This window comes from Nocardia suismassiliense (assembly GCF_900269665.1).
Lineage (GTDB): Bacteria > Actinomycetota > Actinomycetes > Mycobacteriales > Mycobacteriaceae > Nocardia > Nocardia suismassiliense.
This window is the reverse complement of record NZ_LT985361.1, coordinates 8,763,575-8,786,889: the sequence shown is the minus strand read 5'-3', so window position 1 is coordinate 8,786,889 and position 23,315 is coordinate 8,763,575. Positions and strand designations below refer to the sequence as shown.

30 protein-coding genes are annotated in these 23,315 nt (G+C 64.7%); 6 read left to right on the top strand and 24 right to left on the bottom strand.

Features of this window, described 5'->3' with window-relative positions:
* Positions 1 to 2: 2 nt before the first annotated feature.
* The 3 genes from DBO33_RS39405 to ccsB are packed head-to-tail and all read left to right on the top strand — an operon-like array spanning position 3 to position 3,693.
* Positions 3 to 845, top strand: coding sequence for a cytochrome c biogenesis CcdA family protein (locus DBO33_RS39405; RefSeq protein ID WP_107659560.1), 843 nt, complete (start codon positions 3 to 5; stop codon positions 843 to 845).
* A complete protein-coding gene (resB, locus tag DBO33_RS39400) occupies positions 842 to 2,722 on the top strand; it encodes a cytochrome c biogenesis protein ResB (RefSeq protein ID WP_199856895.1) in 1,881 nt (626 codons plus the stop codon). The genes DBO33_RS39405 and resB overlap by 4 nt, the downstream gene beginning before the upstream one ends.
* Before the next feature lie 2 nt (positions 2,723 to 2,724).
* A complete protein-coding gene (gene ccsB, locus DBO33_RS39395; protein WP_107659559.1) occupies positions 2,725 to 3,693 on the top strand; it encodes a c-type cytochrome biogenesis protein CcsB in 969 nt (322 codons plus the stop codon).
* Here ccsB and DBO33_RS39390 read toward each other — a convergent pair.
* The 14 genes from DBO33_RS39390 to DBO33_RS39325 all read right to left on the bottom strand — a co-directional run bounded on the left by DBO33_RS39390 (position 3,690) and on the right by DBO33_RS39325 (position 11,716).
* Positions 3,690 to 4,835, bottom strand: a complete 1,146-nt coding sequence (locus tag DBO33_RS39390; RefSeq protein WP_234391284.1) for a tyrosine-type recombinase/integrase — start codon at positions 4,833 to 4,835, stop codon at positions 3,690 to 3,692. The two genes, ccsB and DBO33_RS39390, sit on opposite strands and share 4 nt — an antisense overlap.
* Positions 4,836 to 4,909: 74 nt before the next feature.
* On the bottom strand, positions 4,910 to 5,116 hold the full coding sequence (locus tag DBO33_RS39385; protein ID WP_107659557.1) for a helix-turn-helix transcriptional regulator: 207 nt from the start codon (positions 5,114 to 5,116) through the stop codon (positions 4,910 to 4,912).
* A gap of 16 nt (positions 5,117 to 5,132) precedes the next feature.
* The gene (locus DBO33_RS39380) at positions 5,133 to 6,827 is read right to left on the bottom strand and encodes a replication initiator (protein ID WP_199856894.1); all 1,695 of its coding nucleotides are present in this window, start codon (positions 6,825 to 6,827) and stop codon (positions 5,133 to 5,135) included.
* Positions 6,827 to 7,456 (bottom strand): hypothetical protein, encoded by a 630-nt coding sequence (locus DBO33_RS39375; protein WP_107659556.1) that lies wholly within the window; start codon positions 7,454 to 7,456, stop codon positions 6,827 to 6,829. The genes DBO33_RS39380 and DBO33_RS39375 overlap by 1 nt, the downstream gene beginning before the upstream one ends.
* Positions 7,456 to 7,695, bottom strand: a complete 240-nt coding sequence (locus tag DBO33_RS39370; protein ID WP_107659555.1) for a hypothetical protein — start codon at positions 7,693 to 7,695, stop codon at positions 7,456 to 7,458. The genes DBO33_RS39375 and DBO33_RS39370 overlap by 1 nt, the downstream gene beginning before the upstream one ends.
* Positions 7,692 to 7,913 carry a hypothetical protein gene (locus DBO33_RS39365; RefSeq protein WP_107659554.1) on the bottom strand — a complete coding sequence of 74 codons (222 nt, stop codon included), beginning with the start codon at positions 7,911 to 7,913 and terminating at the stop codon, positions 7,692 to 7,694. The genes DBO33_RS39370 and DBO33_RS39365 overlap by 4 nt, the downstream gene beginning before the upstream one ends.
* Positions 7,910 to 8,221 carry a hypothetical protein gene (locus DBO33_RS39360; protein ID WP_234391283.1) on the bottom strand — a complete coding sequence of 104 codons (312 nt, stop codon included), beginning with the start codon at positions 8,219 to 8,221 and terminating at the stop codon, positions 7,910 to 7,912. Before DBO33_RS39360 ends, DBO33_RS39365 begins: the two co-directional genes overlap by 4 nt.
* Before the next feature lie 11 nt (positions 8,222 to 8,232).
* Positions 8,233 to 9,549, bottom strand: a complete 1,317-nt coding sequence (locus DBO33_RS39355; protein ID WP_107659552.1) for an FtsK/SpoIIIE domain-containing protein — start codon at positions 9,547 to 9,549, stop codon at positions 8,233 to 8,235.
* On the bottom strand, positions 9,549 to 9,767 hold the full coding sequence (locus DBO33_RS39350; RefSeq protein ID WP_107659551.1) for a hypothetical protein: 219 nt from the start codon (positions 9,765 to 9,767) through the stop codon (positions 9,549 to 9,551). The genes DBO33_RS39355 and DBO33_RS39350 overlap by 1 nt, the downstream gene beginning before the upstream one ends.
* The gene (locus DBO33_RS39345) at positions 9,767 to 10,051 is read right to left on the bottom strand and encodes a hypothetical protein (RefSeq protein WP_107659550.1); all 285 of its coding nucleotides are present in this window, start codon (positions 10,049 to 10,051) and stop codon (positions 9,767 to 9,769) included. Before DBO33_RS39345 ends, DBO33_RS39350 begins: the two co-directional genes overlap by 1 nt.
* On the bottom strand, positions 10,051 to 10,326 hold the full coding sequence (locus tag DBO33_RS39340) for a hypothetical protein (RefSeq protein WP_107659549.1): 276 nt from the start codon (positions 10,324 to 10,326) through the stop codon (positions 10,051 to 10,053). The genes DBO33_RS39345 and DBO33_RS39340 overlap by 1 nt, the downstream gene beginning before the upstream one ends.
* Before the next feature lie 15 nt (positions 10,327 to 10,341).
* Positions 10,342 to 10,965 carry a DUF2637 domain-containing protein gene (locus DBO33_RS39335; RefSeq protein WP_234391282.1) on the bottom strand — a complete coding sequence of 208 codons (624 nt, stop codon included), beginning with the start codon at positions 10,963 to 10,965 and terminating at the stop codon, positions 10,342 to 10,344.
* Positions 10,962 to 11,249 (bottom strand): hypothetical protein, encoded by a 288-nt coding sequence (locus DBO33_RS39330; protein WP_107659547.1) that lies wholly within the window; start codon positions 11,247 to 11,249, stop codon positions 10,962 to 10,964. Before DBO33_RS39330 ends, DBO33_RS39335 begins: the two co-directional genes overlap by 4 nt.
* A 2-nt stretch (positions 11,250 to 11,251) precedes the next feature.
* Positions 11,252 to 11,716: a hypothetical protein gene (locus DBO33_RS39325; RefSeq protein ID WP_107659546.1), complete on the bottom strand. Its 465-nt coding sequence runs from the start codon at positions 11,714 to 11,716 to the stop codon at positions 11,252 to 11,254.
* Between the two features lie 227 nt (positions 11,717 to 11,943).
* Between DBO33_RS39325 and DBO33_RS39320 the strand changes: the two genes are divergently transcribed.
* Positions 11,944 to 12,624 (top strand): GntR family transcriptional regulator, encoded by a 681-nt coding sequence (locus DBO33_RS39320; RefSeq protein WP_107659545.1) that lies wholly within the window; start codon positions 11,944 to 11,946, stop codon positions 12,622 to 12,624.
* 55 nt (positions 12,625 to 12,679) lie between these two features.
* On the opposite strand, the gene DBO33_RS39315 is transcribed toward DBO33_RS39320, so the two are convergent.
* Positions 12,680 to 13,429, bottom strand: a complete 750-nt coding sequence (locus DBO33_RS39315; protein WP_234391281.1) for a methyltransferase domain-containing protein — start codon at positions 13,427 to 13,429, stop codon at positions 12,680 to 12,682.
* A 318-nt stretch (positions 13,430 to 13,747) separates the two neighbouring features.
* On the opposite strand from DBO33_RS39315, the gene DBO33_RS39310 reads away from it, so the two are divergent.
* Positions 13,748 to 14,458: a hypothetical protein gene (locus DBO33_RS39310; protein WP_107659543.1), complete on the top strand. Its 711-nt coding sequence runs from the start codon at positions 13,748 to 13,750 to the stop codon at positions 14,456 to 14,458.
* Between the two features lie 1,620 nt (positions 14,459 to 16,078).
* On the opposite strand, the gene DBO33_RS39300 is transcribed toward DBO33_RS39310, so the two are convergent.
* The 7 genes from DBO33_RS39300 to DBO33_RS39270 all read right to left on the bottom strand — a co-directional run bounded on the left by DBO33_RS39300 (position 16,079) and on the right by DBO33_RS39270 (position 22,024).
* Positions 16,079 to 17,155: an MrcB family domain-containing protein gene (locus DBO33_RS39300; protein ID WP_159080736.1), complete on the bottom strand. Its 1,077-nt coding sequence runs from the start codon at positions 17,153 to 17,155 to the stop codon at positions 16,079 to 16,081.
* Positions 17,156 to 17,428: 273 nt separating this feature from the next.
* A complete protein-coding gene (locus tag DBO33_RS39295; RefSeq protein ID WP_159080735.1) occupies positions 17,429 to 18,853 on the bottom strand; it encodes a DNA sulfur modification protein DndB in 1,425 nt (474 codons plus the stop codon).
* A 595-nt stretch (positions 18,854 to 19,448) separates the two neighbouring features.
* Positions 19,449 to 19,658, bottom strand: a complete 210-nt coding sequence (locus DBO33_RS39290; protein ID WP_107659539.1) for a hypothetical protein — start codon at positions 19,656 to 19,658, stop codon at positions 19,449 to 19,451.
* A gap of 336 nt (positions 19,659 to 19,994) precedes the next feature.
* Positions 19,995 to 20,366 (bottom strand): hypothetical protein, encoded by a 372-nt coding sequence (locus DBO33_RS39285; protein ID WP_107659538.1) that lies wholly within the window; start codon positions 20,364 to 20,366, stop codon positions 19,995 to 19,997.
* Positions 20,367 to 20,377: 11 nt separating this feature from the next.
* Positions 20,378 to 20,845, bottom strand: a complete 468-nt coding sequence (locus tag DBO33_RS39280) for a roadblock/LC7 domain-containing protein (RefSeq protein ID WP_234391280.1) — start codon at positions 20,843 to 20,845, stop codon at positions 20,378 to 20,380.
* On the bottom strand, positions 20,842 to 21,624 hold the full coding sequence (locus tag DBO33_RS39275) for a hypothetical protein (RefSeq protein WP_107659537.1): 783 nt from the start codon (positions 21,622 to 21,624) through the stop codon (positions 20,842 to 20,844). The genes DBO33_RS39280 and DBO33_RS39275 overlap by 4 nt, the downstream gene beginning before the upstream one ends.
* Complete coding sequence (locus DBO33_RS39270) at positions 21,614 to 22,024, bottom strand: hypothetical protein (protein ID WP_234391278.1); 411 nt, start codon at positions 22,022 to 22,024, stop codon at positions 21,614 to 21,616. Before DBO33_RS39270 ends, DBO33_RS39275 begins: the two co-directional genes overlap by 11 nt.
* A 410-nt stretch (positions 22,025 to 22,434) precedes the next feature.
* Between DBO33_RS39270 and DBO33_RS39265 the strand changes: the two genes are divergently transcribed.
* Positions 22,435 to 22,647, top strand: coding sequence for a hypothetical protein (locus DBO33_RS39265; RefSeq protein ID WP_107659535.1), 213 nt, complete (start codon positions 22,435 to 22,437; stop codon positions 22,645 to 22,647).
* 28 nt (positions 22,648 to 22,675) lie between these two features.
* Here DBO33_RS39265 and DBO33_RS39260 read toward each other — a convergent pair whose 3' ends face one another.
* Together DBO33_RS39260 and DBO33_RS39255 are read right to left on the bottom strand one after the other, a co-directional pair.
* Positions 22,676 to 22,885, bottom strand: a complete 210-nt coding sequence (locus DBO33_RS39260; RefSeq protein WP_107660982.1) for a hypothetical protein — start codon at positions 22,883 to 22,885, stop codon at positions 22,676 to 22,678.
* 118 nt (positions 22,886 to 23,003) lie between these two features.
* Entirely contained in the window at positions 23,004 to 23,213 is a 210-nt protein-coding gene (locus DBO33_RS39255) for a BldC family transcriptional regulator (protein ID WP_040739417.1), read from the bottom strand.
* Between the last annotated feature and the right edge of the window lie 102 nt (positions 23,214 to 23,315).

Below are 23,315 nucleotides of genomic sequence, written 5' to 3'. Positions count from 1 at the left end.
TAATGCCGCTCGCCGCCGTGGGGGATTCGTTCCAGCAGACGGCCGCGACCGGACCGTTGCTGCTGGCGCTGGGCGCCTGCCTGCTGGCGGGCCTGGTCTCCTTCGCTTCGCCGTGCGTGGTGCCGTTGGTGCCGGGCTATCTGTCCTATCTCGCCGGGCTCGTCGGTGCCGAGGCGCCGCCCGCCACCGTCGCGCAAGCCGAAGGGGCGCAATCGAGTTCGGTGGCGGTCGAGTCGGCCAAGGCCGACCTGCGGGCCGGCCGGATGCGGGTGGCCGGTGCGGCCGGCCTGTTCGTCGCCGGGTTCACCGTCGTATTCGTGCTCGCCACCGCAACGGTTTTCGGCGTCATCCAGACCATGAACGTGAATCGTGAACTGCTGCAACGCATCGGCGGCGTGGTCACCATCCTGATGGGCCTGGTGTTCATCGGCCTGATCCCCGCGCTGCAGCGCGACACCAGAATGGAGCCGCGCAGGTTCACCAGCATCGCGGGCGCGCCGCTGCTCGGCGGCGTCTTCGCGCTCGGCTGGACGCCGTGCCTCGGGCCCACCCTGTCCGGTGTGATGGCGGTGGCCGCTGGCACCGAAGGCACCACCGCGGTGCGCGGGGTCGCGCTCATCGTCGCCTACTGCCTCGGTCTGGGCCTGCCGTTCGTGATCCTGGCGTTCGGGTCGGCCAGCGCGCTGCGCGGCGTCGGCTGGCTGCGCCGCAACTCGCGCGCCATCCAGGTCGCCGGCGGCATTCTGCTCGTCCTGGTCGGCGCCGCGCTGGTCACCGGCGTGTGGGATCAGTTCGTCGGCTGGGTGCGCGACGCGTTCGTCTCCGAGGTGACACTGCCGATATGACCGTGACGGAGAATCCGGTGACCGAACCCGCCGCGGTGCCGAGGCAATCCCGGCTGGGCCGTGCGGTGGCCTTCGCCCGCAACGCCTGGCGTGGCCTCACCAGCATGCGCACCGCGCTGGTGCTGCTTTTCCTGCTCGCGTTGGGCGCCATTCCCGGCGCCCTGCTGCCGCAGCGAAACCTCAACGAGCAGAAGGTCGCCCAGTACATCGCCGATCGGCCGACGCTCGGCCCGTGGATGGACCGGTTCGAGCTGTTCGACGTGTTCGGCAGCTTCTGGTTCACCGCCATCTATGTGCTGCTGTTCATCTCGCTGGTCGGCTGCATCCTGCCGCGCTGTGTCGACCACTACCGCGCGCTGCGCACCCCGCCGGTGCGCGCGCCGCGCAACCTGACCCGGCTGCCGCACCACTACTCGGGCAGCGCCGAGCAGGCACCCGACGAGGTCGTCGCGCAGGTGCGTAAAGAGTTGCGCGGCTGGCGCACCGAGGTCCGGCCGGGTGCCAGGGACGGTGAGATCACCCTTGCCGCGGAGAAGGGGTACACCCGCGAACTCGGCAACCTCGTCTTCCATCGCGCGCTGCGCACCCCGCCGGTGCGCGCGCCGCGCAACCTGACCCGGCTGCCGCACCACTACTCGGGCAGCGCCGAGCAGGCACCCGACGAGGTCGTCGCGCAGGTGCGTAAAGAGTTGCGCGGCTGGCGCACCGAGGTCCGGCCGGGTGCCAGGGACGGTGAGATCACCCTTGCCGCGGAGAAGGGGTACACCCGCGAACTCGGCAACCTCGTCTTCCATCTCGCGCTGGTCTGCCTGCTGGTCGCCATCGCGGTGGGCAAGCTGTTCGGCTACGAGGGCAGCGTCATCGTCATCGCGAACAACGGGCCCGGCTTCTGCACCACCTCACCCGCCGTCTTCGACTCGTTCAAGGCGGGCAATGTCAACGACGGCACCGGCATGGCGCCGATCTGCGTGCGGGTCAAGGACTTCAAGGCCGACTACCTGAACAACGGGCAGGCCGAGATGTTCACCTCGAACATCGAATACCAGTCCGGCGACGATCTGCAGAGCGACACCTGGCGCGCGACGCGGCTCCAGGTGAACCATCCGCTGCGGGTCGCGGGCGACCGTATCTACCTGCAGGGCCACGGTTTCGCGCCGACCTTCACGGTCACCTTCCCGAACGGGCAGACCCGCACCGAGACCATCCAGTGGCGCCCCGACGACGCGATGACCTTCCTGTCCAGCGGCGTGCTGCGCATCGACCCGCCCGGCGGCATGTACGCCACCGACGAGGAGCGGCGCAAGAACCAGATCGCCATCGAGGGCCTGTTCGCGCCGACCGCGCTGTTCCACGGCAGCCTGATGACCTCGTCGTACCCCGCGATGAACGATCCGGCCGTCGCCGTCGACATCTATCGCGGTGACACCGGCCTGGACACCGGCAAACCGCAGTCGCTGTTCGCGCTCGATCCCGAGCAGGTCAAGCAGGGGCGACTGGCCAAGGAGGCCAGGGTGAACCTGCGTCCCGGCGAGTCGACCAGCCTGCCCAACGGCACCAAGGTGACCTTCGACGGCGCCCAGGAATTCGTGAATCTGCAGGTGTCGCACGATCCGGCGCAGCAGTGGGTGCTGGTGAGCGCGGTGGCCATGATGCTCGGCCTGCTGGTCTCGCTGCTGGTGAAGCGGCGCCGGATCTGGGTCCGGGTCTACCCCGCCGAAGGGCAAGCCGGTACCTTGGGCAAACGACGCACCGTAGTAGAAATGGGCGGGCTGGCCCGGACCGATCAGGCGGGCTGGGGCAGTGAGTTCGACCGGCTACGCGCGCGCCTGCTGGAGGCGCGGCCCGACTCGGCCGACGCGAAGACCACGGGAGAGTAGAGATGCCGATCAACGAGACCATCGCGCGCTACAGCGATTTCTCGTTCAAGACCGCGATCGTGGTCTACGCGCTGGTGCTCGTGCTGCTGATCTGGCAGTACGCCACCGCGCGCAGCCGTCAGGTCGCGGAGCGCGAACTCGTCGGCGTCGGCGGGCCGAGCGTCGATCCCGCGCTGCCGGGCCGGGTCGTCGAGCCGCCGGCGAAGTCGTTGTCCGAGCGGCTCGGCAATATGGCGTTCTCGGTTCTGGTCGTCGCCGTCGTGCTGCACATCGGCTCGATCGTGCTGCGTGGTTTCGCGACGCACCGATTCCCGCTCGGCAACATGTACGAGTTCGTCACCATGGCCACCGCCGCCGCGGTGCTGATGGGCGCGCTGTTCCTGCGCGAACAGCGTTATCGCGCGATGTGGGTATTCCTGCTCGTCCCGGTGCTGATCCTGCTGTTCCTCGCGGGCACCATGCTCTACGCCGACGCCGCCCCCGTGGTGCCCGCGCTGAAGTCCTTCTGGCTGCCCATCCACGTCACCATCGTCAGCATCGGCAGCGGCGTCTTCCTCTTCGCCGGCGTCGCCAGCCTGCTGTTCCTCTACCGGATCCGCCAGCCCGAAGGCCAGGAGTCGAACAGCGTCCTCGGCACCATCGCCCGCCGCCTCCCCGACGCCCGCACCCTCGACCGCCTCGCCTACAAAACCACCATCATCGGCTTCCCCCTCTTCGGCGCCGGCGTCATCCTCGGCGCCATCTGGGCCGAAGCCGCCTGGGGCCGCTTCTGGGGCTGGGACCCCAAAGAAACCTGCTCCTTCATCGCCTGGGTCCTCTACGCCGCCTACCTACATGCCCGAGCCACCTCCGGCTGGCGCGACACCAAAGCGGCCTGGATCAACGTAGCCGGTTTCGTAGCAATGCTTTTCAACCTCTTCATCATCAACATGGTGATCAGCGGCCTCCACTCCTACGCGGGACTGAACTAAACGGCTTCTACCTGGGCATCTGGGCCGTCTTCGTCCTCGCCTGGGTCCGGCTTGCCGGCCTCGGTACGCAGTGAGTACGCAGTGGAACCGGGCCAATCCCGGATCGCAGCACCGACCGCGAGGCGGGTTGTCTCGTCCGCGTCGGGCCACAGATGGGCGTAGTAGCGCAGCGTGGTGATCGCGCTACCGTGGCGAAGGCGAGCCTGGACGGCCTTGATGTCAGCACCTCGGCGGATCAGCAGGGACGCGTAGAAATGGCGGAAGTCCTGAAAGCTGAACTCCCCAGGCAGCCCAGGCACCTTCACCTTCGCCGCCCGCAGGTTCCATGCGATTACCCACGGCGAGACCGGCTTGCCGAACTCATCGCACACCAGGCGCTCACCGGGAAACGTCCGCGCCGACTCCTCCATCATCGTGACGAGCTCCGGGGGCACCGGTACCGGCTTGGTACTCGACTCGGTCTTCAGCGGGCGCGCAGGCCACTGCTGGCACGGGTGCACGATGCCATTACCGAAGTCGACGTCGGTCGTTCGGAGTCCGGCAGCTTCCGATACGCGGAGGCCCACGAACGAGCCGAGCAGCACCGCAACCCGAAGATGTGCAGGCATCGCGTCATGCAGCGCCCACACCTGCTCCGGTGTCGCTACGTAGACCTTCTGCTGTCCAGTGTTCGGCGAGGTGCGCCGTGAACACGGGTTACGCGCCAACAGGCCATCGTGCATTGCGTCGCCGAGGATCTGCGCCAACCGCGAGTGCAGACTATAGACGTAGCTGTCGGCCAGACCCTCAGCCTTGAGCGCCACCATCCACTTCTTGACCGTCGAGGGCCGAACCGCTGACAGTTGCAGCGAACCGAGCCCCGCGTTGATCTTCTTGACGTGCCAGCCCGCCAGCTCGACAGTGGTATCGCGATGGTTGGCGTAGCCCTTCAGCCATTCGTTGGCCCACTGCTCCACGGTCTGCTGGGAGTCGCGCGGCGCAACATGAGTGCCCTGAACCAGGGTCGCGACCTGCGCATCGAGCCATGATTTTGCATCCGCCTTCCGGGTGAATCGCATAGTGTGCTCGTTGCCGCTGTCATCGACATACCTTGCGCGCCAACGCTTTCCCTTGCCATCGAGCTTGGAGGGAACGCGCAGCACCGTGCCGTCTGGCTGCCGTTCGTCCTTGGTCCACAGATCCTCGACGCCCGCGCGACGATTCCGGCGGACCCCACTCATGCAGCACCACCGAGGGTCGCGCTTGCTTCCTGCTCCGCAATCCATGCCAGCACGACCGACTTACGCCAGACACGTCGGCGCGCACCAAGCTTGAAGCTGGCAGGCCCGCGTCCGACATGAGCCCACCACCGCCACGTCGCCTCAGGGATGCCGGTAAGTGCTTCGCAGTCCTTCGCCCGTAGATAGGTGTCTTCTTCAAACATGTCGATTCCTTCGTCCCTATGCCGCTGGTTGCTGAATTGCCGAAGTTTCTGGAAGCTCTGGGAGGTCGGCCGCTATCCGGGCTTTGAGGTATTCCGCGCGCCAGGTGGTGCGTTTGGCGATCGCGCCCATGATCAGGTGCTCGCGCAGGGGCCGGGCCTTGTCGCCGGGTTCGACCGGGGTCACCTTGAAGTGACTTGTGTCGGGTTTGGTGATTCCGGCGTCGGCGAGCAGTTGCCGAACAAACTCGACCCGGTCTTGTTTGTGGTCGGGCAGGGTCTTGCCGGACCACTTCCGGGAGACCAGGACTCGGCGGCCGGGCAGGCCGAGGGTGTCTCGGCGGTGGGCTTTGCCCCGGCAGCGACCGGGCACGGTCTTGTCGCTGGCGCCCTGGGGGACGATGCCGTATTTGAGCCAGACCGCGCAGCGTGGCGAGCACGGGGTGTGCTGCAACTGGGCGTGCAACCGGTCGTAGTGCTCGGCGGCGCGGTCCGACTGTGGTTCGACGATTTCGGCGATGGACTTGACCAGGTACTTGGTGACGTAGCCGATGGTCCGGCCGGCCTTTTCGGTCCCGGCAGCGACGCCGGTGATCTGCTTGCGGTCCATCTGCGTCCCGAACCGCACCGTATGCGCAGGCTCGAGGTCATCCACGGTGTCGAGGATGTCCAGGGCGTCATCCCAGTAGGTCAGCGCCCGACCGGACTCCGGATCCACGAAGGTCGCCTTACGGTGGTCCCACACGGGCAGGTGCGTGCCGCCGTAGACCTGGTTCTCGGCGTCGAAGCGCGGCCACCACACTTGGTGGTAGGTAGCCGCGGTGACCTGCTTGAGGACTTCGCGGGAGATCGCGCCACGGATCAGGATGTGCAGGTGTGGGGCTCCCCGGCGTTGTGGTTCGACGGTGGCGAAGTACTGCACGTCGTAGCCGACGCAGCGGCGCAGGTTCTGAATCCAGCGGTCGACCAGCCGGGAGAAGAACACGATATCCCTAGCGGCGCTGGGGTAGTCGTAGCGGTCGGGGTCGGCCGGGGAACCATCCGAGCACGGTTCACCCTGCTCGTTGACCGCGCCGTCACTATTTATGCGCCCGTAGCTGGGCATGGTCAAGGTGACGAACATGCTCGACAGGTGTCCGCCGATCGGTGCGCCGACAGTGCGTTTGGTGACCTTGCGGCGGGGCAGGTCCGGCACGTCCTGACGCCGCCTGGTGGAGCGTCGACGCCGGTCCTTGGCGGTGGCGTCCAGGGCCGGGAGACGACCACGCAGCCCGGTTGCGCGCAGCTCGGCGTCCAGGTCCCGGATCACCTCGGTGATACCGACCGCCAACTCCTCATCACCCTCGGCGAGAGCCTGCCGGTACTGGGCTACGAGATCCGCTCGGGCAGTGAGCAATTCGGCCTGAACCTCGGTCGGGTCCGTGGTGGGGGCGACGGGTTCGGTTTCGGCGTGCCAGCCCTCACGGCATTGAGCGATCCGCAGCAGCCGGTTGGCCTTGGCACACGCCGGGCACACCGATTCGATGGTGGACTTACACGGTGATCCCTCGTAGGTGACCGTGCCGGTCTTGGGGTCCTCGATCCGCATCGCGATAGGCCGTTTGCAGACCTGGTGCTGCTCGGCGGCGGCCTGGGCGATCTCGTAGAGGTTGGGTAGGGCGCGGCGCTGAGCCGCTGTCCCTCCCGCCTTGGATGCTTCGGTGTCGGGGTTCATCAGGCAGCGTCCTTCCGGAAGCGAGCAGTGTCGACAGGGGGTACCGCGACGGTTTCGGCGAGGGCATCGGCGTAGCGGAACATCAGCTCGACTACGCCGGGGCCGACGATGTTCGCTCGGCATTCCAGGGCTTCGAAGGTGTGGGCCAGGCGCTCGACACGGTTTTCGTAGTCGGCGGGGCATTGGCCGGGCAGCATCTTCACCCGAACCCAGTCCATGCCGTCGCCGATCTCAGCCATCAGCAGCCGCGGAACGAACGTCGACCCGTCGCGGCTTACGGTGAGCTTGCAGGACTCCAGGCGCTTGTCCCAGCGAAGCCGGTAACGCCACCAGCGAAGAAACCGTGCGCGGGCCCGGCCGGTGAGCCACCGCTCGAAGGTCTCCGGACTCCTGCGGCGCCAGAGCACCATCCCCGCGATGGACACCCCGACCACCACGACCGACCACGGCCACCCGATGAAAAGGCCGGCGGCGAGGGCTCCCGCGACCGGTACCGACACCACCGGGAACAACACCGCCCACCACAGCGCCACCACGGCCGCCTTGAGAGTCAGCCACACCAGCATCGCGAGGGCTTCCAGGACCATCTCGGCCGGTTCCTTGTGTGTCTCACTGGATTTCGTGGCCATCACTGGGCCTCCTTGTCGTACAGATCCAGCGCCAGCTGTGTCGGCACCGGAGTTTCATCGATCCATCTGCACCAGCTGTCAGTGTCCGAGTCCCGGTACACCACACTGGTTTTCATGCGCTTGCTGACATCGAGGTGACAGGCGTAGAGGACCGCGTCGGTGACGTTGCGGGCCTTGGGCAGGGGGCGCACCGTCTGACCGATCAGCACGCCCCACTGCACCTGCTGACGACCAGTCATGCCGCCCAATCCCAGTCGGGGTCTTCGGCGTCGACGTCGTCCAGCCCGTCATCCCAGCCGGGAGCCTCCCCGGTTTCGGCGAGTAGCCGTACCGCGATGGCGACCGAGTCCAAGCCGCGGCGTTCCAGGTGGCAGCGGCGGGCCGAGCGGAGGTGGATCGCGGCGTCGATGTCGTCACGGTCGAAACCCTCGGCGGGGGTCAGGTGGCGAATGGTCATGGCAGGGCCTCGATTTCAGGGATGCCGCACACGATGCAGGTGCGCGAACGGGTGGAGATGCCGAGCAGGCGTTTGGTGGCTTGCCAGGCGGCGGGGAATTGGTGGCCGTTGCGGTCGCAGTGATCAGCGGCCATGCAGCCGTCACACCAGATCCGGTCACCGTCATAGACCCAGCCGACACCGGCCGAACGGAGCCCGATGTAGTCCACGGCTTGCTGGGTGGAGTCGAAACAGATCGACTCACCGGTGTTTTCGGTGTAGATGTCACCGCACATGTCGCAGTAGATGACGACGTGCGTTTCGGTCACGAACCCTCGCTTCATGCCGCCACCCCATCTTCGTTCTCGTCGCCGAGGTCATCAGGGTCGAAACCGGTGTAATCCTGTGTGGGACCGGTGATCTCAGCTGCCGGAGAGTAGGCGTCCACGATCGCGTCGGCATCCTCGTCGGAGACCCAGAACGCACGCACCCGCACGAACCCGGTAGAGCCGTCCTGACCGACGTAGCCGACACCGGGGGTGTGCTCGTTGATCTCGTCGCAGCGCGCACCCCGATCCCGTGAACCCTGCCCGTGAACCATGGCGGTTTGGGTCGGTTCGTCCAGGCGCAGCCCGATCCGGACCGGGAACAGCTGCCGGTTGGGCATCGTCTCCTTCGACGGGTCCTGCAACGCCGCGACCACCGACACCCCCGCCGCGCGGCCCTTGGACAGCAGCAGTCCGGTCAGCTGACGGAACTCCTCCTGCTGGGCACGGTCGGCATAGGACGACAGCGAGGCGGCCTCATCGATGATGATCAGGATCAGCGGTTCGTCGGTGGTGGGGACGAGTTTGCGCAGACCGGCCTGACGCATCCGCACCAGCCGTTCGTCCATCTCCTCGACCGCTTCCCGCAGCATCGCGAGAATGGAGTCGGTGTCGACAGCGAAGCGGGTGAACAGCTTGTTCTCACCGCGCCCGAATTCGGCACCGCCCTTGGGGTCGGCCAGCCGGACATCCACCAGGCCCGCGAGGATCGCCACCCCGAGGCCGGCCAGGATCGACCAGATGACTGAGCCCTTGCCCGAACCGGTGGCACCGGCGAGCAGGATATGGGCGTAGAGAACCCGTAGCCGCCAGGTCTCGTAGTCCTCGGTGACCCCGACCGGGACCGCCTCCAGATCCACCACGTTGTGGACCGTTTCCGGCCTCGTTGCCGGAGCGACGAGGGTGTCGAACACTCTCACCTGAAGACGGACCCAGGACGGTTCAGGCGACGACGCTGTCACCTTCGGCACCCCGAGATAGGTAGCGAACTGGTTGAGGGTTTCGTCCTTGGACCAGTCAGCCAGCGACTGACCACCGAGCATCAGCACGTCGACCTCCAGCCCGAACGTCGAGTAGTCGTAGCGTTCGAGCTTCGGGAAACCGTCCTTCACCGAGCCCAGGCCCAGCGCGGCAAGCATGAGGTTGGTCTGGAGCGGATCGGCCAGGATGTAGACAGCGGTACGCAATTCGATCGGAGCAGCCGAGGCAATGTCCTCAGCCGTCACAGGACGAGCGCCGGCACCGAGGGACCGCAGCCACACCAGCCCACCCGCACCCAGGACCACGCCGAGGACCGCACCACCGGCGGGAACGAGATCAGTCAGCGCCATCAGACCAACCCCCGCAACGGCTCGAACGACAGCGACACCGAATGCTCAGCGAGCACGTTCGGCAGCACCTCCGACAACAGCCGGGCATCATCGAGACTGAGCCGGACCTCGGTCCCGCCGACCAGGAACGACATCCGAGCCGCCGACTCGACCGATTGAAACGGTGATGCCGCAACGTATTTCACGTGCCGCAACTCGCCCATGATCGGAGTAGTCATCACCGGCCACCCTTCGGCTTGGGCGTATCGATGGGGTCGCATTTCCACGGCCTGAAATTGATCAGCGGCGGTGCATCAGCGCAGTTGGCATCCCGGAACGATGCTTTCGGCACGTCCTCGCAGAACATCACGCACCCATCAGCACGGGGACTGGCCTGATAGGACACCGGAGCCGGGGAGCGGTCTGTGGTGAGCAGCACTGCTGTCGCCATGATCGTCACCGCAGGCACACCGAGAACGACGGCCAGGAACGGTGGATTCGGAACGACATTGAAGGTGGACATCACGCTGCCACCTTCACCAGATCGACGCGGGTCGCGGCGGTGTCGGCGATGGCCTGTTTGTGCTCGCACAGTGCCCGAGCCAGTCCGGTCACCAGTGCCCGAGCTTCCTCGATGCCCAGCGCCAGGCGAGCATCACGGCCGAGATCGATCCACACCGCAGCATCGGCATGGCCCTGGTACTGGCCGTCTTTGCCGTAGGTGTAGTCATGGGCGGGCCGGTAATCGGCCTTGGGGGAATCGTCAACGAAGACAGTGGTATTCAGGTAAATGCTCATGTCAGGGACTCCTGGTCAGGAAACCGTGATCGGCAGGGCTTCTTGCACCGGCCGCACGGGACGAATCGAACGCACCGGCACCACGGCCGGGCGGGGACGCGGAACCACCGACGGGACCGGCTCCGGTTCGGGAGCAGGCGCGGGGGTTTCCGCTGGTTGGTCGGCCACCTCATCGGCCAGTGGGACCGGGGCAGGGGCAGGGGTCGAATTGTGTTGTGCCGCACGCAGAAGGACGGCCAGGCCGTGAGTGTCGGCGAGCAGCGAGACCGGGGCGATAGCCGCGACCACGGCCGCCAGGACCGCTGAGGCCCACACCGGCAGCACCAGCCCGGACACGACCGCGTGCAGGCAGTTGCCCACGATGGACACGACCGCGCCGATGATCAGTAGCCGCACGAAGTACCGGCGATCGGGACTGTTGGCCAGCACCAACGTGCCCAATGTCGCCAGCAGGATCGTGCCGTCGATGACCACCGGCAGCAGCCACGCCTGATCAGCCGGGACATGCGCGATAACGGCGAGGTCTTTCAACGTGGCGAAGGACAACCGGAACGCGGCAGCGCCGACACCGACGATAGTGACCACGGCGAAACCCCGAGTCAGGTGCATGCTCACCGCGGCCGCTCGACCTGTACTCATTGCGTTGTCTCGCAACCGAATTCGAGACCACGAAGCGGCAACCGCGACGCCAGCGTCCGGACTTCCTCCGGGGTGTCTCGCAGCAGCATCCTCACCGCACCGTCACTGGCCCCGAGCAGGTAGTTGCCGTCTACTCCCAGGTCGGGATGTTCGAGCGCGAAACCGCCCAGCATCCCCAACTGGCTTGCCAGCAACTCCAACTCCAGGCAGATCCGATCCAGCCGATCGAGGGTGGCCGACGCGACATCGGCCATGTGCTCTTCGGGAGTCCGATCGTCGGTCATGACTACGCAGCCTTGGAAGGACGCGAGGCACCCGGATCGGCCGGCGGGACCTTCGCCCCGGAGTTGTCGCCGACGATGCCGGTGGCCCGGTAGGTGAAGCCGAGGTACTTGAACTCGCCCTGACCCATCACCTTCGGCTCCGCGGTAAGCCCTTCGAGCTCGATCATCCGCATCCCGGTACCGGGCACGATCTCCTCGTTCACCGGGATCGGCTGAACGTCCGCGATGAAGATGACCTCGAAACTCGCGCGCTTGGCCTTGTCCTCATGCGGATCGGTGACCGTGGCCTTCCACAACGGCAAACCCGTGCCCTGCCCCTCCCGATCCAGATCGAACATGCCTTCCGGCGCGGCGTTCGGGTTCGGGTTGTACTTCGTCATCCGCGTGATCTCCCCCAACAGGACCAAGCCCTGCGGGAACGCCACCTTGAACGGGATCTGGAACTGATAGCCCCTCTTGATCGCCATTGCGCTTCTCCTGCTGTCGATTGACCCAGCTGGCGATTGCCAGTCTGTGCATACACAACAGCGTATACGCAGCTGCGTATACGCACAAGGCTTGCGTATACGCAGATTGCTAGAGGGCTTGACGGCTCGCGGCCTGCCACCGCGTACTTTGAAGATTTGCGTATACGCAGCTGCGTATACTGAACATGATTGTCAGGAACGAGCTAGTGACTCGAAAGGACGCACCTATGGCTGAGCCTGCGTATGTTTCCATCGCGGGAGAGATCGCCCGGGATATCCGCAGCGGCGCGCTACCAGCAGGAACTCAGCTAAGGAGTTACTCCGAACTCGCCAAGCAGCACGGCGTTTCCGAGATCGTCATCCGCAAAGTGGTCGACCTCCTGTTGCGGCAGGGGCTCGTGTACACGGTCGAACGACGCGGCACGTTCGTCGCTTCTCGCCCAACGCTCGTGCGCGTTTCGCCGGAACGTCAGATGGAAGACCCCGAGGTGACTTTCGGAAACGAGTCGGCAGCCGGTGCCGACGATGTCCAGATCGAGCGGCAGACGGCATCGATACGTGCTGATGACGAGCTGGCGGCTTTGCTCGGCGTTTCCCTGGGGAGCGAGGTGACCCACGTGGTCACCAAGGCGTCCGAAAGTGGTCGACCAATCTCGATCTCAGACAGCTACCAGCCGCCAGGCACAGACGTCGCCGCCGCCAACATCCTCGAAGAGACCATGGCCGACCGACCACCAGTCCCAGCCCACGCCGAATGGCTTGCCGTCGCACCAGGGGACTTCGTCAAGACCGTCCACCAACGATTCCTCACGACGGATGACCGCGTCCTGATGGTCGCCGACGTGTCGTACCCCAAGGACCGCTACGACTCCTTTGTCTTCAGAATGGCGCTCGATCCTCAGCCCTGAGCGGAGGTACGGCCCTCGATGCCCGGTCGCTCGTTTCGGCCGGGCATTTTCGTGTCTACCTATCCGCGGAACGCACCCAGCCTTGCGCTACATCGGCCAGATTCCACCACGAGACATGTTGGGCGTCAGCAGATTCCAATGACCACTGTTCGGAGACCCGGTCGAAGAACGCATCGTCGCCGGTCTTGCCGCCCTTCGGCTCCCCGATGTAGATCAACCGCCGGCCTCCCTGCGCCTCGAACGCATCCAAGGCTCGCGATGCCATCGGGTCTCCCCATCCCGGAGGCCAGCACAGAAACAGCACGCAGTCTGCGTTGAGCTCGGCGTCGAACTCGTCCAAACCGCCGACTGTGTGCCACACGTCCAGTTGACCCGCGGCCTGCGGGAACGAAACGTTCACAGTGCTGTTCGGTGGCTCCACATCGAACGCGGCGACATCTACGCCGTGGGCGGCGAGTTGCCCGGCCCAGTACCCACGCCCAGCGCCCAGCTCCAGCACTCTTCGCCCTCTGCTGAACCGTGCCATCCACTCAATCGACTCCGGCGACGGCACCGCATAGGCGTACGCCGCCTGGAGAATTGTTTGAGCGAACGCTAGCCGCGCACTGCCGTTTCGCCTGCCGCCGTTGATAACCCGACGCCCATCATCGACGCCAACAGATGGCGCCACGATGTCCCAGTATGGATTTTCCGACTCGGACACCCCACCGGTCATGTAGTGCACAAGTCTGAGATCGAATGCGGCGTCCGCCGCGGCGTCGTCGGTCCCCGGCAGCATCGGAGCCGTGTCGAGGTACTCCGCCACCTTCGGATACTCCAGCCGGAGCCGCTGCTCATCCTCCAGCAGTGCCGCCAGTTCCGTGCGTCGCTCGGTCGTCAGCGTGAGCCCAGTCATGGAGACAATTCTCCCTGGCGCACAGGTTGTTCAGGGCCTAGTTGTCGATCTTCGGGCAACCGCCGATAAGCGGGTCTTACCGGCGGCCAGTCAGGTGAACTGACGCACTCAGAACGTCCGGTATTGCCCGAAGAGCGCGCGTTAGGCGACCCACAACGCACTGAGCCTGGTTCGACACGCTCCCGCGCCTCACGACCACAGGGATCGACAGGTGAGAGCCTTGGGTTTGTGGACAACACAGCGACCTCGGGTGCAGAGATTGCGTTCAAGAAGGTATGGGCCGGCTGCTGGTGGGTGGTTTGCGGGTTCCTGGTCGCGTTCGTGGTGGTAACAATCTTGAAGATGATCTGTTCACCGCGGGACATCACTGTGGGGTGGTTCTCGGCGTGGGGGACGTGGGCGGCTGGGATTGCCACTGCCGCAGCTTTTTTGATCGCGGCGTACGGCATCATGGTGTCCAGCGCACAAGCCCGCGCCGACCGTCTCGCTGCCGCTGAGGTGCGGGAATCGGATGCGATGGCGCAAGCTCGGTTGCTGACCATCTATCACGCCGACAGCTTCTTGGTTCCCGATGTCATCAAGGAGTTTAGGATCGAGAACCGTTCCCGGGAGCGGTTTTTCGACGTGTCCGTTCCTTTTGTCGACCGCGTTTACAAAGGCGAACCTGGGCGCGTAATGCCGCAGTCCCCATCGAGCACCGGTCAAGTATTGGAAACATTGCCGAACAAGAACCTTCTCCACCCGCATCTCACGGAGAACGGGGCATGGTTCACCGACGTAAGGGTGTACGCGGACGACACAAAGTCGGTGACGTTCGAGGTGCAGTACACCGACGCCGCCGGCCTGGCGTGGCGCCAACATTCCGATGGACGAATCGAACGAGGCGACGCGCACACCGCGATTCAAGTGCGGGAAGTCGACCAGTGGGAGCTGGACTGACAGGGAGCGTCCCGCACAACGCACTGAGCTGCCCCCTGGGCACAATGCTCGACGGTGAACTCCGCCTCTCACCAACCGCAGAACTATGGTGGAACTGGGCTACCGCCACCGAACTCGATCAACACCAACTACCCGGCAATCCACCGGTGGCGCTGACGCCGTAGTGCAACCGCAAGCATCCGCTTCTGCCGCATATCCGGCGTTCGACCAGCCGGGATCAAGTGCGTACGGTGCGTACGGTGTGTACATTTGTACATGTCACGCGAGTGATGCTGGGTGGTGGGACGCCGTTGTGAGCGACGCCCCACCTGTGGGTTAATTAGCCCGCTTCCAGCGGACCAGCACGAGCGCTCCGGCGACCACGGCGGCAACTATCAGGATGATGCCGTAGTCGACCGGAGCCTCTTGCTTTTTCCGGCGATGTTTCGCCAAACCCACCACCTCCTCCCTGGGCGCGATGTGTGGACCATGTCCATCGCCCCTCGGGAAGAGGTGGCACCACCCTACGTCAGCTATCCGGCCGGAACTGTTGGAACGCAGTCGATTCCGGCGAAAGCCATCGGATGACCACTACGAGTCGGCCCGCTACGGGTCGGCTCATGCCGAGTCGGCCCGCTACTAGTCACGGCATCCACCGTTCGCGCGACAACTACGACACGACAACTACGACGGTTGTTGCCGAATTCCGCCATTGAGGATCAAGAGCGGCGCTGCGCGCCGCCCGCGCGGCTACCGCCGCGCCGCGCCGCGCGCCCGCCGGCCTCCGCAAGCTGCGGCAGGCGGGCGCGTCGGCACGTCGGTAACCGCGCTTGCGTTCACAACTGCCACTCCAGGACACTCTGGGTCGCTTTGGGCATATCCGAATAGGTGTGGGCACGACGTGAGCCGTACCCGACGCTGCCTCCGCAGCCGATCTCTAATCGACCGGCGCCGTACGGGGTGACTGGCTGTGGTCCCGGACCGGCGCAGGCAAGTACGGGACGAAAGCCGCGGTGGGGAAGGCGGACCGATCACCTCTCCTCGGTTCGCGGGCGAAGGGCATACGCCGGAACCAGCTGATCAGCCACGCGAAGATCCGGCCGGCCATCGGCGTACTGCACGCTGAACGTCACCCGACCCATCCAATCTCCCGCCACCGTCGGCACCCAATGCGTCAGTACCCCCGGACGCTCACCCTCCATGATCACCCCCGAGCCATTCGTGTGCTTCGGCGTTCCAGGATCACGAATCACGATGGCATCCAACCGAACCCACACCGGCTTCGGATGCTCCACCGCCGTCCGGTAGTAGTGACCCGTCGCATTCGGGTACGCCAACTCCGGTTCCGTACCCTCCGTACGCTGCGGCCCACGACTCGAACCCATGTTCGAATACTAGCGGGTGCATCCTCACAGGCCCCCGCCTCCTCATTGCCGAAGTATCCGACCTCACTCGGACGAGTCAAGGACCACCTACGGTGTCCGCTACGCGGTGGCTTCGCCATCCTTGACACGCCCTCTCTCGCTTCAGGGATGGCAAGTATGAGGAAGCAGGGGGAGTAGTAGGCGGCGGATAGCTATCCCGCACCAACTGCCGGAAGAAGGACAACAGTCAGCGGAGTGTTGCGAGGAAGGGCCTGCCTTAGGCCGGGGGGATCTGGTACCGGTACGAGATAACGGTCAGCCCAGATTCATCGATCTTCCAGGGCTGGGTCACCACCCGCACACCGCCAGAGGCCACCGGAGGCTGCTGAGTGCGATCTAGCCGGATCGAGTGGACAACCACCAAAGCGTTGTTCGGATTCTGCTGGTGGTGCTCAACCTCGTTGCGCGTCAAGATGATCTGCTCGCCCAGAGACATGGTGCCCTTGACTTCGACGTACACCTCCTCCTCACCACGAGTCGCCAGCAAGTCATACGGCTTGGATGCGCCAGTGTCCTTGACCTGGTACTTCAAATCCTTGAAGTACTCGGCGGCCAGATTCACTGCATGCCGCTCAATCGCGGTCTGCTCAGGCTTGGTTAGCCGGAACCCTTGTCCCTTAGAGCGTTTGCGCGTGTTGCCCGCCGCGTTCGCCGATGCCAGTTCAGCGTCCACGATCTCCGGGGGCTCATCGCCAGGGATGTAGGCTGTGAGCGCGTCGGCATCGTACAGCCGCTCCAACATGTGACCGATACGGACCAAGTCGTCATGCAGCTCTTCCTCGGCCGGCATCGCATCCAACCGGTATTCGATGCCGTGTACGTTGCCGAACTGATAGACCCGCCCGAGCGGCTGACGCCCCTTGAGGCTGATCGAGTCAAACGTCTTCGGCCCAGCGTTACTGGCGGACAGGATGTCTCGCGCCCACTGCACCCGCGGCAACAATTTGGTTTTGGGCTTAAAGATGAAGTCCTGCTTGTCCACACTCCAGGTCGTAGTGCCCTGGTTCAGAGACAGGTACACCGACTCTCCGGCCGCATCGAACAGGTAGACCGCATACCACCCGTCGGTCGGCGCCGGACTATGGACTGGGTCATAGTAGCGAGTCCACGGGACCTCAGCAGGGTTGCCCTTCCCGTTGCTTCCACCCGCTTCCCAGCTCGGGAACACCGGAGCCAACACCGAACCGATTACATCTCGGATCTCGACTTCAACTAGCTGCTTGCGGCGAGCCATCAACGGGCTCTTAGGATTTGACGTGTAGTTCGCTTGCAAGGTCAGTACTTCGCTGAGCATCTCGCCCAAAATTATGCCCGCAATCTACACACCATCACCGACAGATTCCGGAGCGCTAAGTGCTCGCAGGTTGAAGCCTCTAGTCGCCCTATCCGACCGGTGACCCATTCAGAAAGTTGCCGCCACACTTGGTGCAGACCTTGTCGCCCGTACGCGTACCGAGGTAGTACTCGGAGACAAGGGTGTGCGGGTCGCATGCGGGACGACCGGCGGCCTCCCACCGCTGCCTAGTGCGAGCGGCTTCTTCCATCTGCATCTCCTTAGCTCCTTCTCCTATGCCTTGCGCGGCCGGCCACGCTTACCTCCGGCTTTGAGTCCCATGTCGATCTGGACCTGGTCGGATCGGAGAACGGACAGTTCGGGATCCACCTTGATCAGGCGATCGATCACACTGCGCGCTGCCTTCTCGTAGTTGGTGCGTGCACCACCGCCAGTGCGAGTTCTCCAACCAACCACGTCGCCGGTCTCGTTGACCACGCCCTCCGTCACGACCAGAGTCCCCTCGAAATCTGGATGAGTCGGGACCTTGGTTTTCTCGTCTTCAATGACCCGTGCATCGCGCCGCCATTTCACGTGCTTAGCCATGAGATCAATGACGTACTTCGGGTCGACACCGCTAGACATCCGCGCGGCGCAGATCACGCCCGCGACGACGTAAAGCCCAGCCGGGGTACCGTGAACGAACTGGGCGCGGAACTCCTTCGGATCCGTCCCCGACGCGATGTCTTTCCAACCCGGCAACCGGGCGAACGCGTAGTCGAGATAGTCGAGAGCCTCGTCCGCAGCGTGCTCTACAGCGTGCTGTTCCTCCAGCTCCAGATTCTCGTTCTCGGGGTTCTCGACAACCCCGAAGTGCCGGCGGAGATTCTCTTCCCTCATGTCGGGCGTTCGGTCCTTGTAACCGATGAAGAGGTTTGCCACGGCGCCGCGCACGGCAGCAGCGGAATAGACAGTGTCGCCCGTGGCCGTCGAACTCTGAAAAGCGAGCCGATTGGCACGGGAGAGTAGTTTCCACCGCCTCGCAACCTCCAGGCCGATCCGGTTTGCGAACTGTTCGCGGTCCATAACAGCGATCAGCGAGGGCGAGATCGGCTTCGTGCTCGCCATCGTGACGAACATTCGAGAGATCTCGTCCTTGTCGCCCTCCAGCAAAATCAAGACCGGGATGGCCGATGCTCGCAGGAACTCGGCGATCTCATCGGCTCCCAGTACACCTTGTCGAACCGCATCCATCGTCTCGTCCCACAGCTCACGAACCGCAAGGTTGCGGTGCTGGGCATCCACGATCACGACCCGGTGACCAGCGAGGACCGAGAACTTGACGATGTCGATTCCGTCGCTGATCGGCGCTAGCAACTCGACATCTACACCTTCTTTCGCGATCGCGAGCGTAAAGGTGCCTGTCAAAAGCTTGTTAGCGTGCTTTCGGAGACCCTTCTTAATCTTCTTGACGTGGTCGAGGGAAATCACCCGGTTGCCGGGCTCTATCCCTTCCAGTTCGTAGTCGCTCCGGGTCATTACCTCGTCGACGTTAAGGCTGACCACGGCAACGATGGGTAACGCGGTGACAATCCCGGTCATCTCGCCCATCTGGAATGACTGCCCGGTCGCGGTGAACCGCGCAGGCCTCAGCTTCGTACCCGCAAGCTTTCGCAACTCATCGATCCCGCTGCTATCGGGACCTGCATCAAGTGTCACTCACGTGCTCCTGTCGTACTGCTGGGCGTAACCCGGTTGGCCGAGTCGATCGGCGGCTTGCGGGCTTGGCGGCTACCTCATTCCTAGCAGCCGGCCGCAGCCCTCGTCAAGGCCGGCCGAATTTTTAAACTGGCCGGCCTATTTTTCGGTCCGCAGGAAAGTAGGCGAGATCTCCCCGGCGCCAATAGAGGTCCGAGAGAGCCGGGGTCGGATACCACCTGCTCCGGGGGACCAATTCGACGACACGTCTGACGACAACCGCGACGACAGTGACGGAGTTGAACCACACCACCGCCGCAGTAGCTAGATAGGTAAATCGTGTGGTCAGCGGCCCTGCACGCTCCTGACAGTGTGGAGACACCTTGGTACGCAGTGAGTACGCAGCACCGACACTCGCTCTCCTTCCTTACCAACGGAGCCAGCGGAAACCTGCAGTTCGGGGCAACGCGACAATCGCCGACCATTCCCACAAACGTCGAGGGCGATGTTCATCATCAACATGGTGATCAGCGGATTGCACTCCTACGCCGGGCTCAACTAGCGCCGTCTACCTGATCCGGTGTAGGTCAGGTTCGGGCAGTAGATAGCCGATTCCTCACGGACGCGGTGGCAGCAATCCCAGCCCGAGAAGCATCGCAATGATGCTGGCCGGAATCCCGATGACGTTGGCCGCTATTCCGGCCCCGACCGCTGCCGCGGTCAGCGCCGCGGAGCCGAGGGCGACAAGCGCCGGTCCGCCGCCCATCGCGGTCAGCGCCGCAGAGCCGATAAAAACAACCGCCGATCCGAGTTCTACCGAGCCCATTGGATGCGCCTTCCTGGAGCGGATAATGGTGCATTAGTTCTAGTTCCTGGTGTCAGGCAACAGCGGAATGATAGGGGCCTGCGCTCCCCGTGGCGCCGAATTCCTGCCTGTGTCGGCACGAGAGCTTCCTGGCCGGCGATGTAAGGGCATATCGCGGATCGGAAAATGCTGGTCATATTTCGGAGGTAATCATGTTCCCGCGAACTAGGCTTGTTTGTTGTTCGAGTACGCAAAAAAATGCGTAGTTGATCGGCGCAAGCCCCGCTCTCGGATCAGATTGCGGGCGGGGCTTGCGGCTCGAACTGATGCCATCCAGGCAGTGGCATGCCGGGTGGACTACACCTCGAGCTCTTCCTCGATGCTCTTGATGCGGTGGCGGGCCAGGGCGAGGTTCGCGCGGGTGCGGTCGAGGGCGAGGTAGAGGAACAGGCCCTTGGATTTGCGGCCGGTCATCGGGCGGATGAGGTGGTACTGGCCGGACAGCGTGATGAGGATGTCTTCGATGCCCTCGTTGAGGCCGAGCTGCTCGATGGTGCGCATTTTGGCGCGCACGACCTCGGTGTTACCCGCTGCGGCGACCTGGAGGTCCAGTGCCTTGGAACTGCCGAGGGTGCCTAGCGCCATGCCGCTGTTGTAGTCGACGACGGCGGCGCCGATCGCACCGTCGATCACCATCATGTCCTTCAGTGACAGATCCAGGTTGGACATGTCTGTTCCTTTCATTCGGTTTTCGTTGCCTGGTCTTTTCCGTTGGCGGCCGCCATGTGGTCGGCGATCGCCCGAGCCACCGGACGGGATTCCAGATGGAGCCTGCCGACGTTCACTTCGGGGCCGGCCAGCACGGTCAACGAGGTCCAGCCCGCCGCGTAGACGACCACGTGCCCCTCGGCGCCGTGCACCACGACCTCGTTGAACCCGCCCCCGTGTGCGGTCGTCGCCAGCCGGTAGGACAGCGACAGCTGCGCGGCGGCCAGCGCGGCCATCCCGCCGGGTTCGATGTGCGCGGGTAGATCGTGTGCGACGAGCAGCCCGTCGCTGGAGGCCACCAGCGTGCCGGTCAGCCGCGGCACGCGTTCGCGTAGCGCTTTCAGTTCCGCCAGCACCGCCGCGTTCGGTTCGGGTCCGGACATCGACACCTTGGTCAACCTCCCCATCAGTTCGCCGAGCAGTCTTTTCCGCGCGGTCACGCATCCTCCAAAGCCGCCCGCAGGCGAACGAGCAGGCCAGGATCGACCGGTTCCCAGCGGTCCTGAGCGGCAACGGACCCGCTCGGTCGGACGCGGCGGCGCCGGGGCGGTACGGCGTCGGCGCGCAGCGGGTTGACCATGGCCTCGGCGGGCAGCACCGGGACCGGCGGCTCGATCAGCCCGGCCGCGGTCAGTTCCCGCACCGCCACCAGGCAGCCATAGGTGGTGCGGCCGAGGTATTCGCCGATCCCGGTGACACTGCGGCGAGTGTCGGCGGCGGCAAGCACCTCGGCCTGGCCCGCGGTGAGGACGACGCGTCGTCTGCTGCGGCGGACCGGCACGACCGGCGCGCGGTCGACCAGCCGCGCGGGCCACGGCGTGCCCGCCGAGTCGCCGCGGCGCACACATTCCTGGACCAGCACGTGTGGCGCGATACGGCAGACCGCGGCTAGCCAATGCGGTGGCGCGGGCCGGAATTCGGGGGTCGCGGGGCTGTCGAGCAGAAAGTAGGCGGCATCGAAAACCGAGAGCAGCGCGAGGATTTCCAGTCGCGGCTGGGCCAGCACCCGGTCAGGATGTCCGCCCTCGGCGGCACGCCAGTCCTCGGCGGTCGCTACGCCCGCTTCCGATACCAGCCGGGCCAGCCCGCTCGTCCGCAGGCAATCGGCGGCGGTGACAGCGCCTTCGGCGAGATGAAAGGCGCCGTCGCCGACGAACAGCACACCGGTACGTTTTTCGTTTTCCAGTTTGCGCAGTTCGTCGGCGAGCTCACCGCTCATGACCGGCCTCGGCGAATTCGGCGAGAATTCCGTGCAGCCGGAACCGCGCCATCGCCAAGTTGCCGGTGTCGTCGTCCAAGAGGACATGGACGAAAAGACGGCCGTCGAAGTCGCCGTGCACCAGATTCAGCAGGTGATATACGTGGGTGCCGCAGACGATGATCTCGGTGAGGTTCTCGTCGTGGTGGCCGTTCGTCAACGCGGGACAGTCGAGGACGGCGCGCACCACGTCGGTGCTGCTGGCCGCGGCTTCGTGCTGGTCGACACCCTGGTGCAGTCCCGCGGTGGCGATCGCCAGTCCGCTGGCGGCGTCCACCAGGGTCGCGCTGCGCGCGCCGGGAATGTCCATGATGCGTTCCAGACAGCCATCAACACCGAGCACCGCGCCACCACTTGTCATATCAGGGGTTTCAAGAAATCCAGACGCTACACAGTGTCGATGTGGAACATGCGGTAAATGCCGCAAAATATTGCTGCAAAATATGTAGAAAGTACCTTTTGGTATTCAATACCTCGCAGTATCAAATTTCTTTCAGTACTGAATACTGTGCAGTATTGAATACCTTGTGGTTTCTACCATTTCGACTTCTGCCGGCCGATAGTCGATGGCGCAAGGGGCCTTCGGATCAGGAGTTCCTTGCGGGGCCGCCGGCGCGGCTCCGGGCGAGGCCGCCGGTCACTCGGAAAACCGCCGTCGGCAACGTAGTGGCGCACATCACGTCCATCGCGGCGTGCCGTTCGGCGAAACGCCGTGTCCTGTCTACATGCGATGCGCTGATCCTGCGCACACAGTTTCGAGGAGACGGGCTCTTGGATTCCGATTACTTCACCTATCTCCCGGCTGCGGTTGTCGACGCGGACGGAAGTGTGGTCGAGCAGTTGAACAACAGTGCGTTGCGCAGGCTGGCGCAGACGGCGGCGGGCCTGTCCGTGGAGGCGCAGCACTATCTGGCGATGCTCGCGAACCGACTACGCGCGAGCGAAGGGTTGCACGCGCGCAACTACGCCGACGGTGAGATGTAATGCGCGAAAGGGGATCCGGGGCGAACGCTCAGCGCTCGGTGCTGCCGGGTTCTCCGTCGCGATGCTGGCGGGATAGCCGCCAGAGGAACTCCGGGTCGTCGTCCGGGCCGACGACACGCTTGCGCTGCGGTGGACGCGTAGGGCCGGCGGTCGGTCCGGCAGTCTTCTCGGGGCCGAACGCTTTCCAGCACAACACCGCGACTGCCACGACCGCGATGAGTGCCAACAGGTACGTCACGTCGCTCACCTCCTGGTTACGAGGGTAGTCCCGTGCGCAACCCGCGCACACCGCAGCCGTGAAATCAGTGTGACGGGTGGGCGCGGGCCCCGGCACGATGGGCCCGCGCGGCCCGCAGTCAGCGTGCGGTCGCCTCGGTGGTGAGCGACTTGAGCAGCTGCATTACCTCTGATTCGCGGAACCGGCGATGTCCGCCCGGTGTGCGCAACGATCCGAGACGCCCGGCATGAGCCCAGCGGGTGACCGTCTTCGGATCGACGTGGAACATGGCAGCAACCTGCCCTGGTGTCAGCAGGGTGTCCTGGCCGCCGACGGTGATCGCACTCATAGCAAACCTCTCCGTTCTCGACAGTTCCCTCATCAGATGGCGACATCGTTGCACTGAAACCCCTAGGTACTCGAACCACCTACTGTTGGTAAAGGGGAAGTA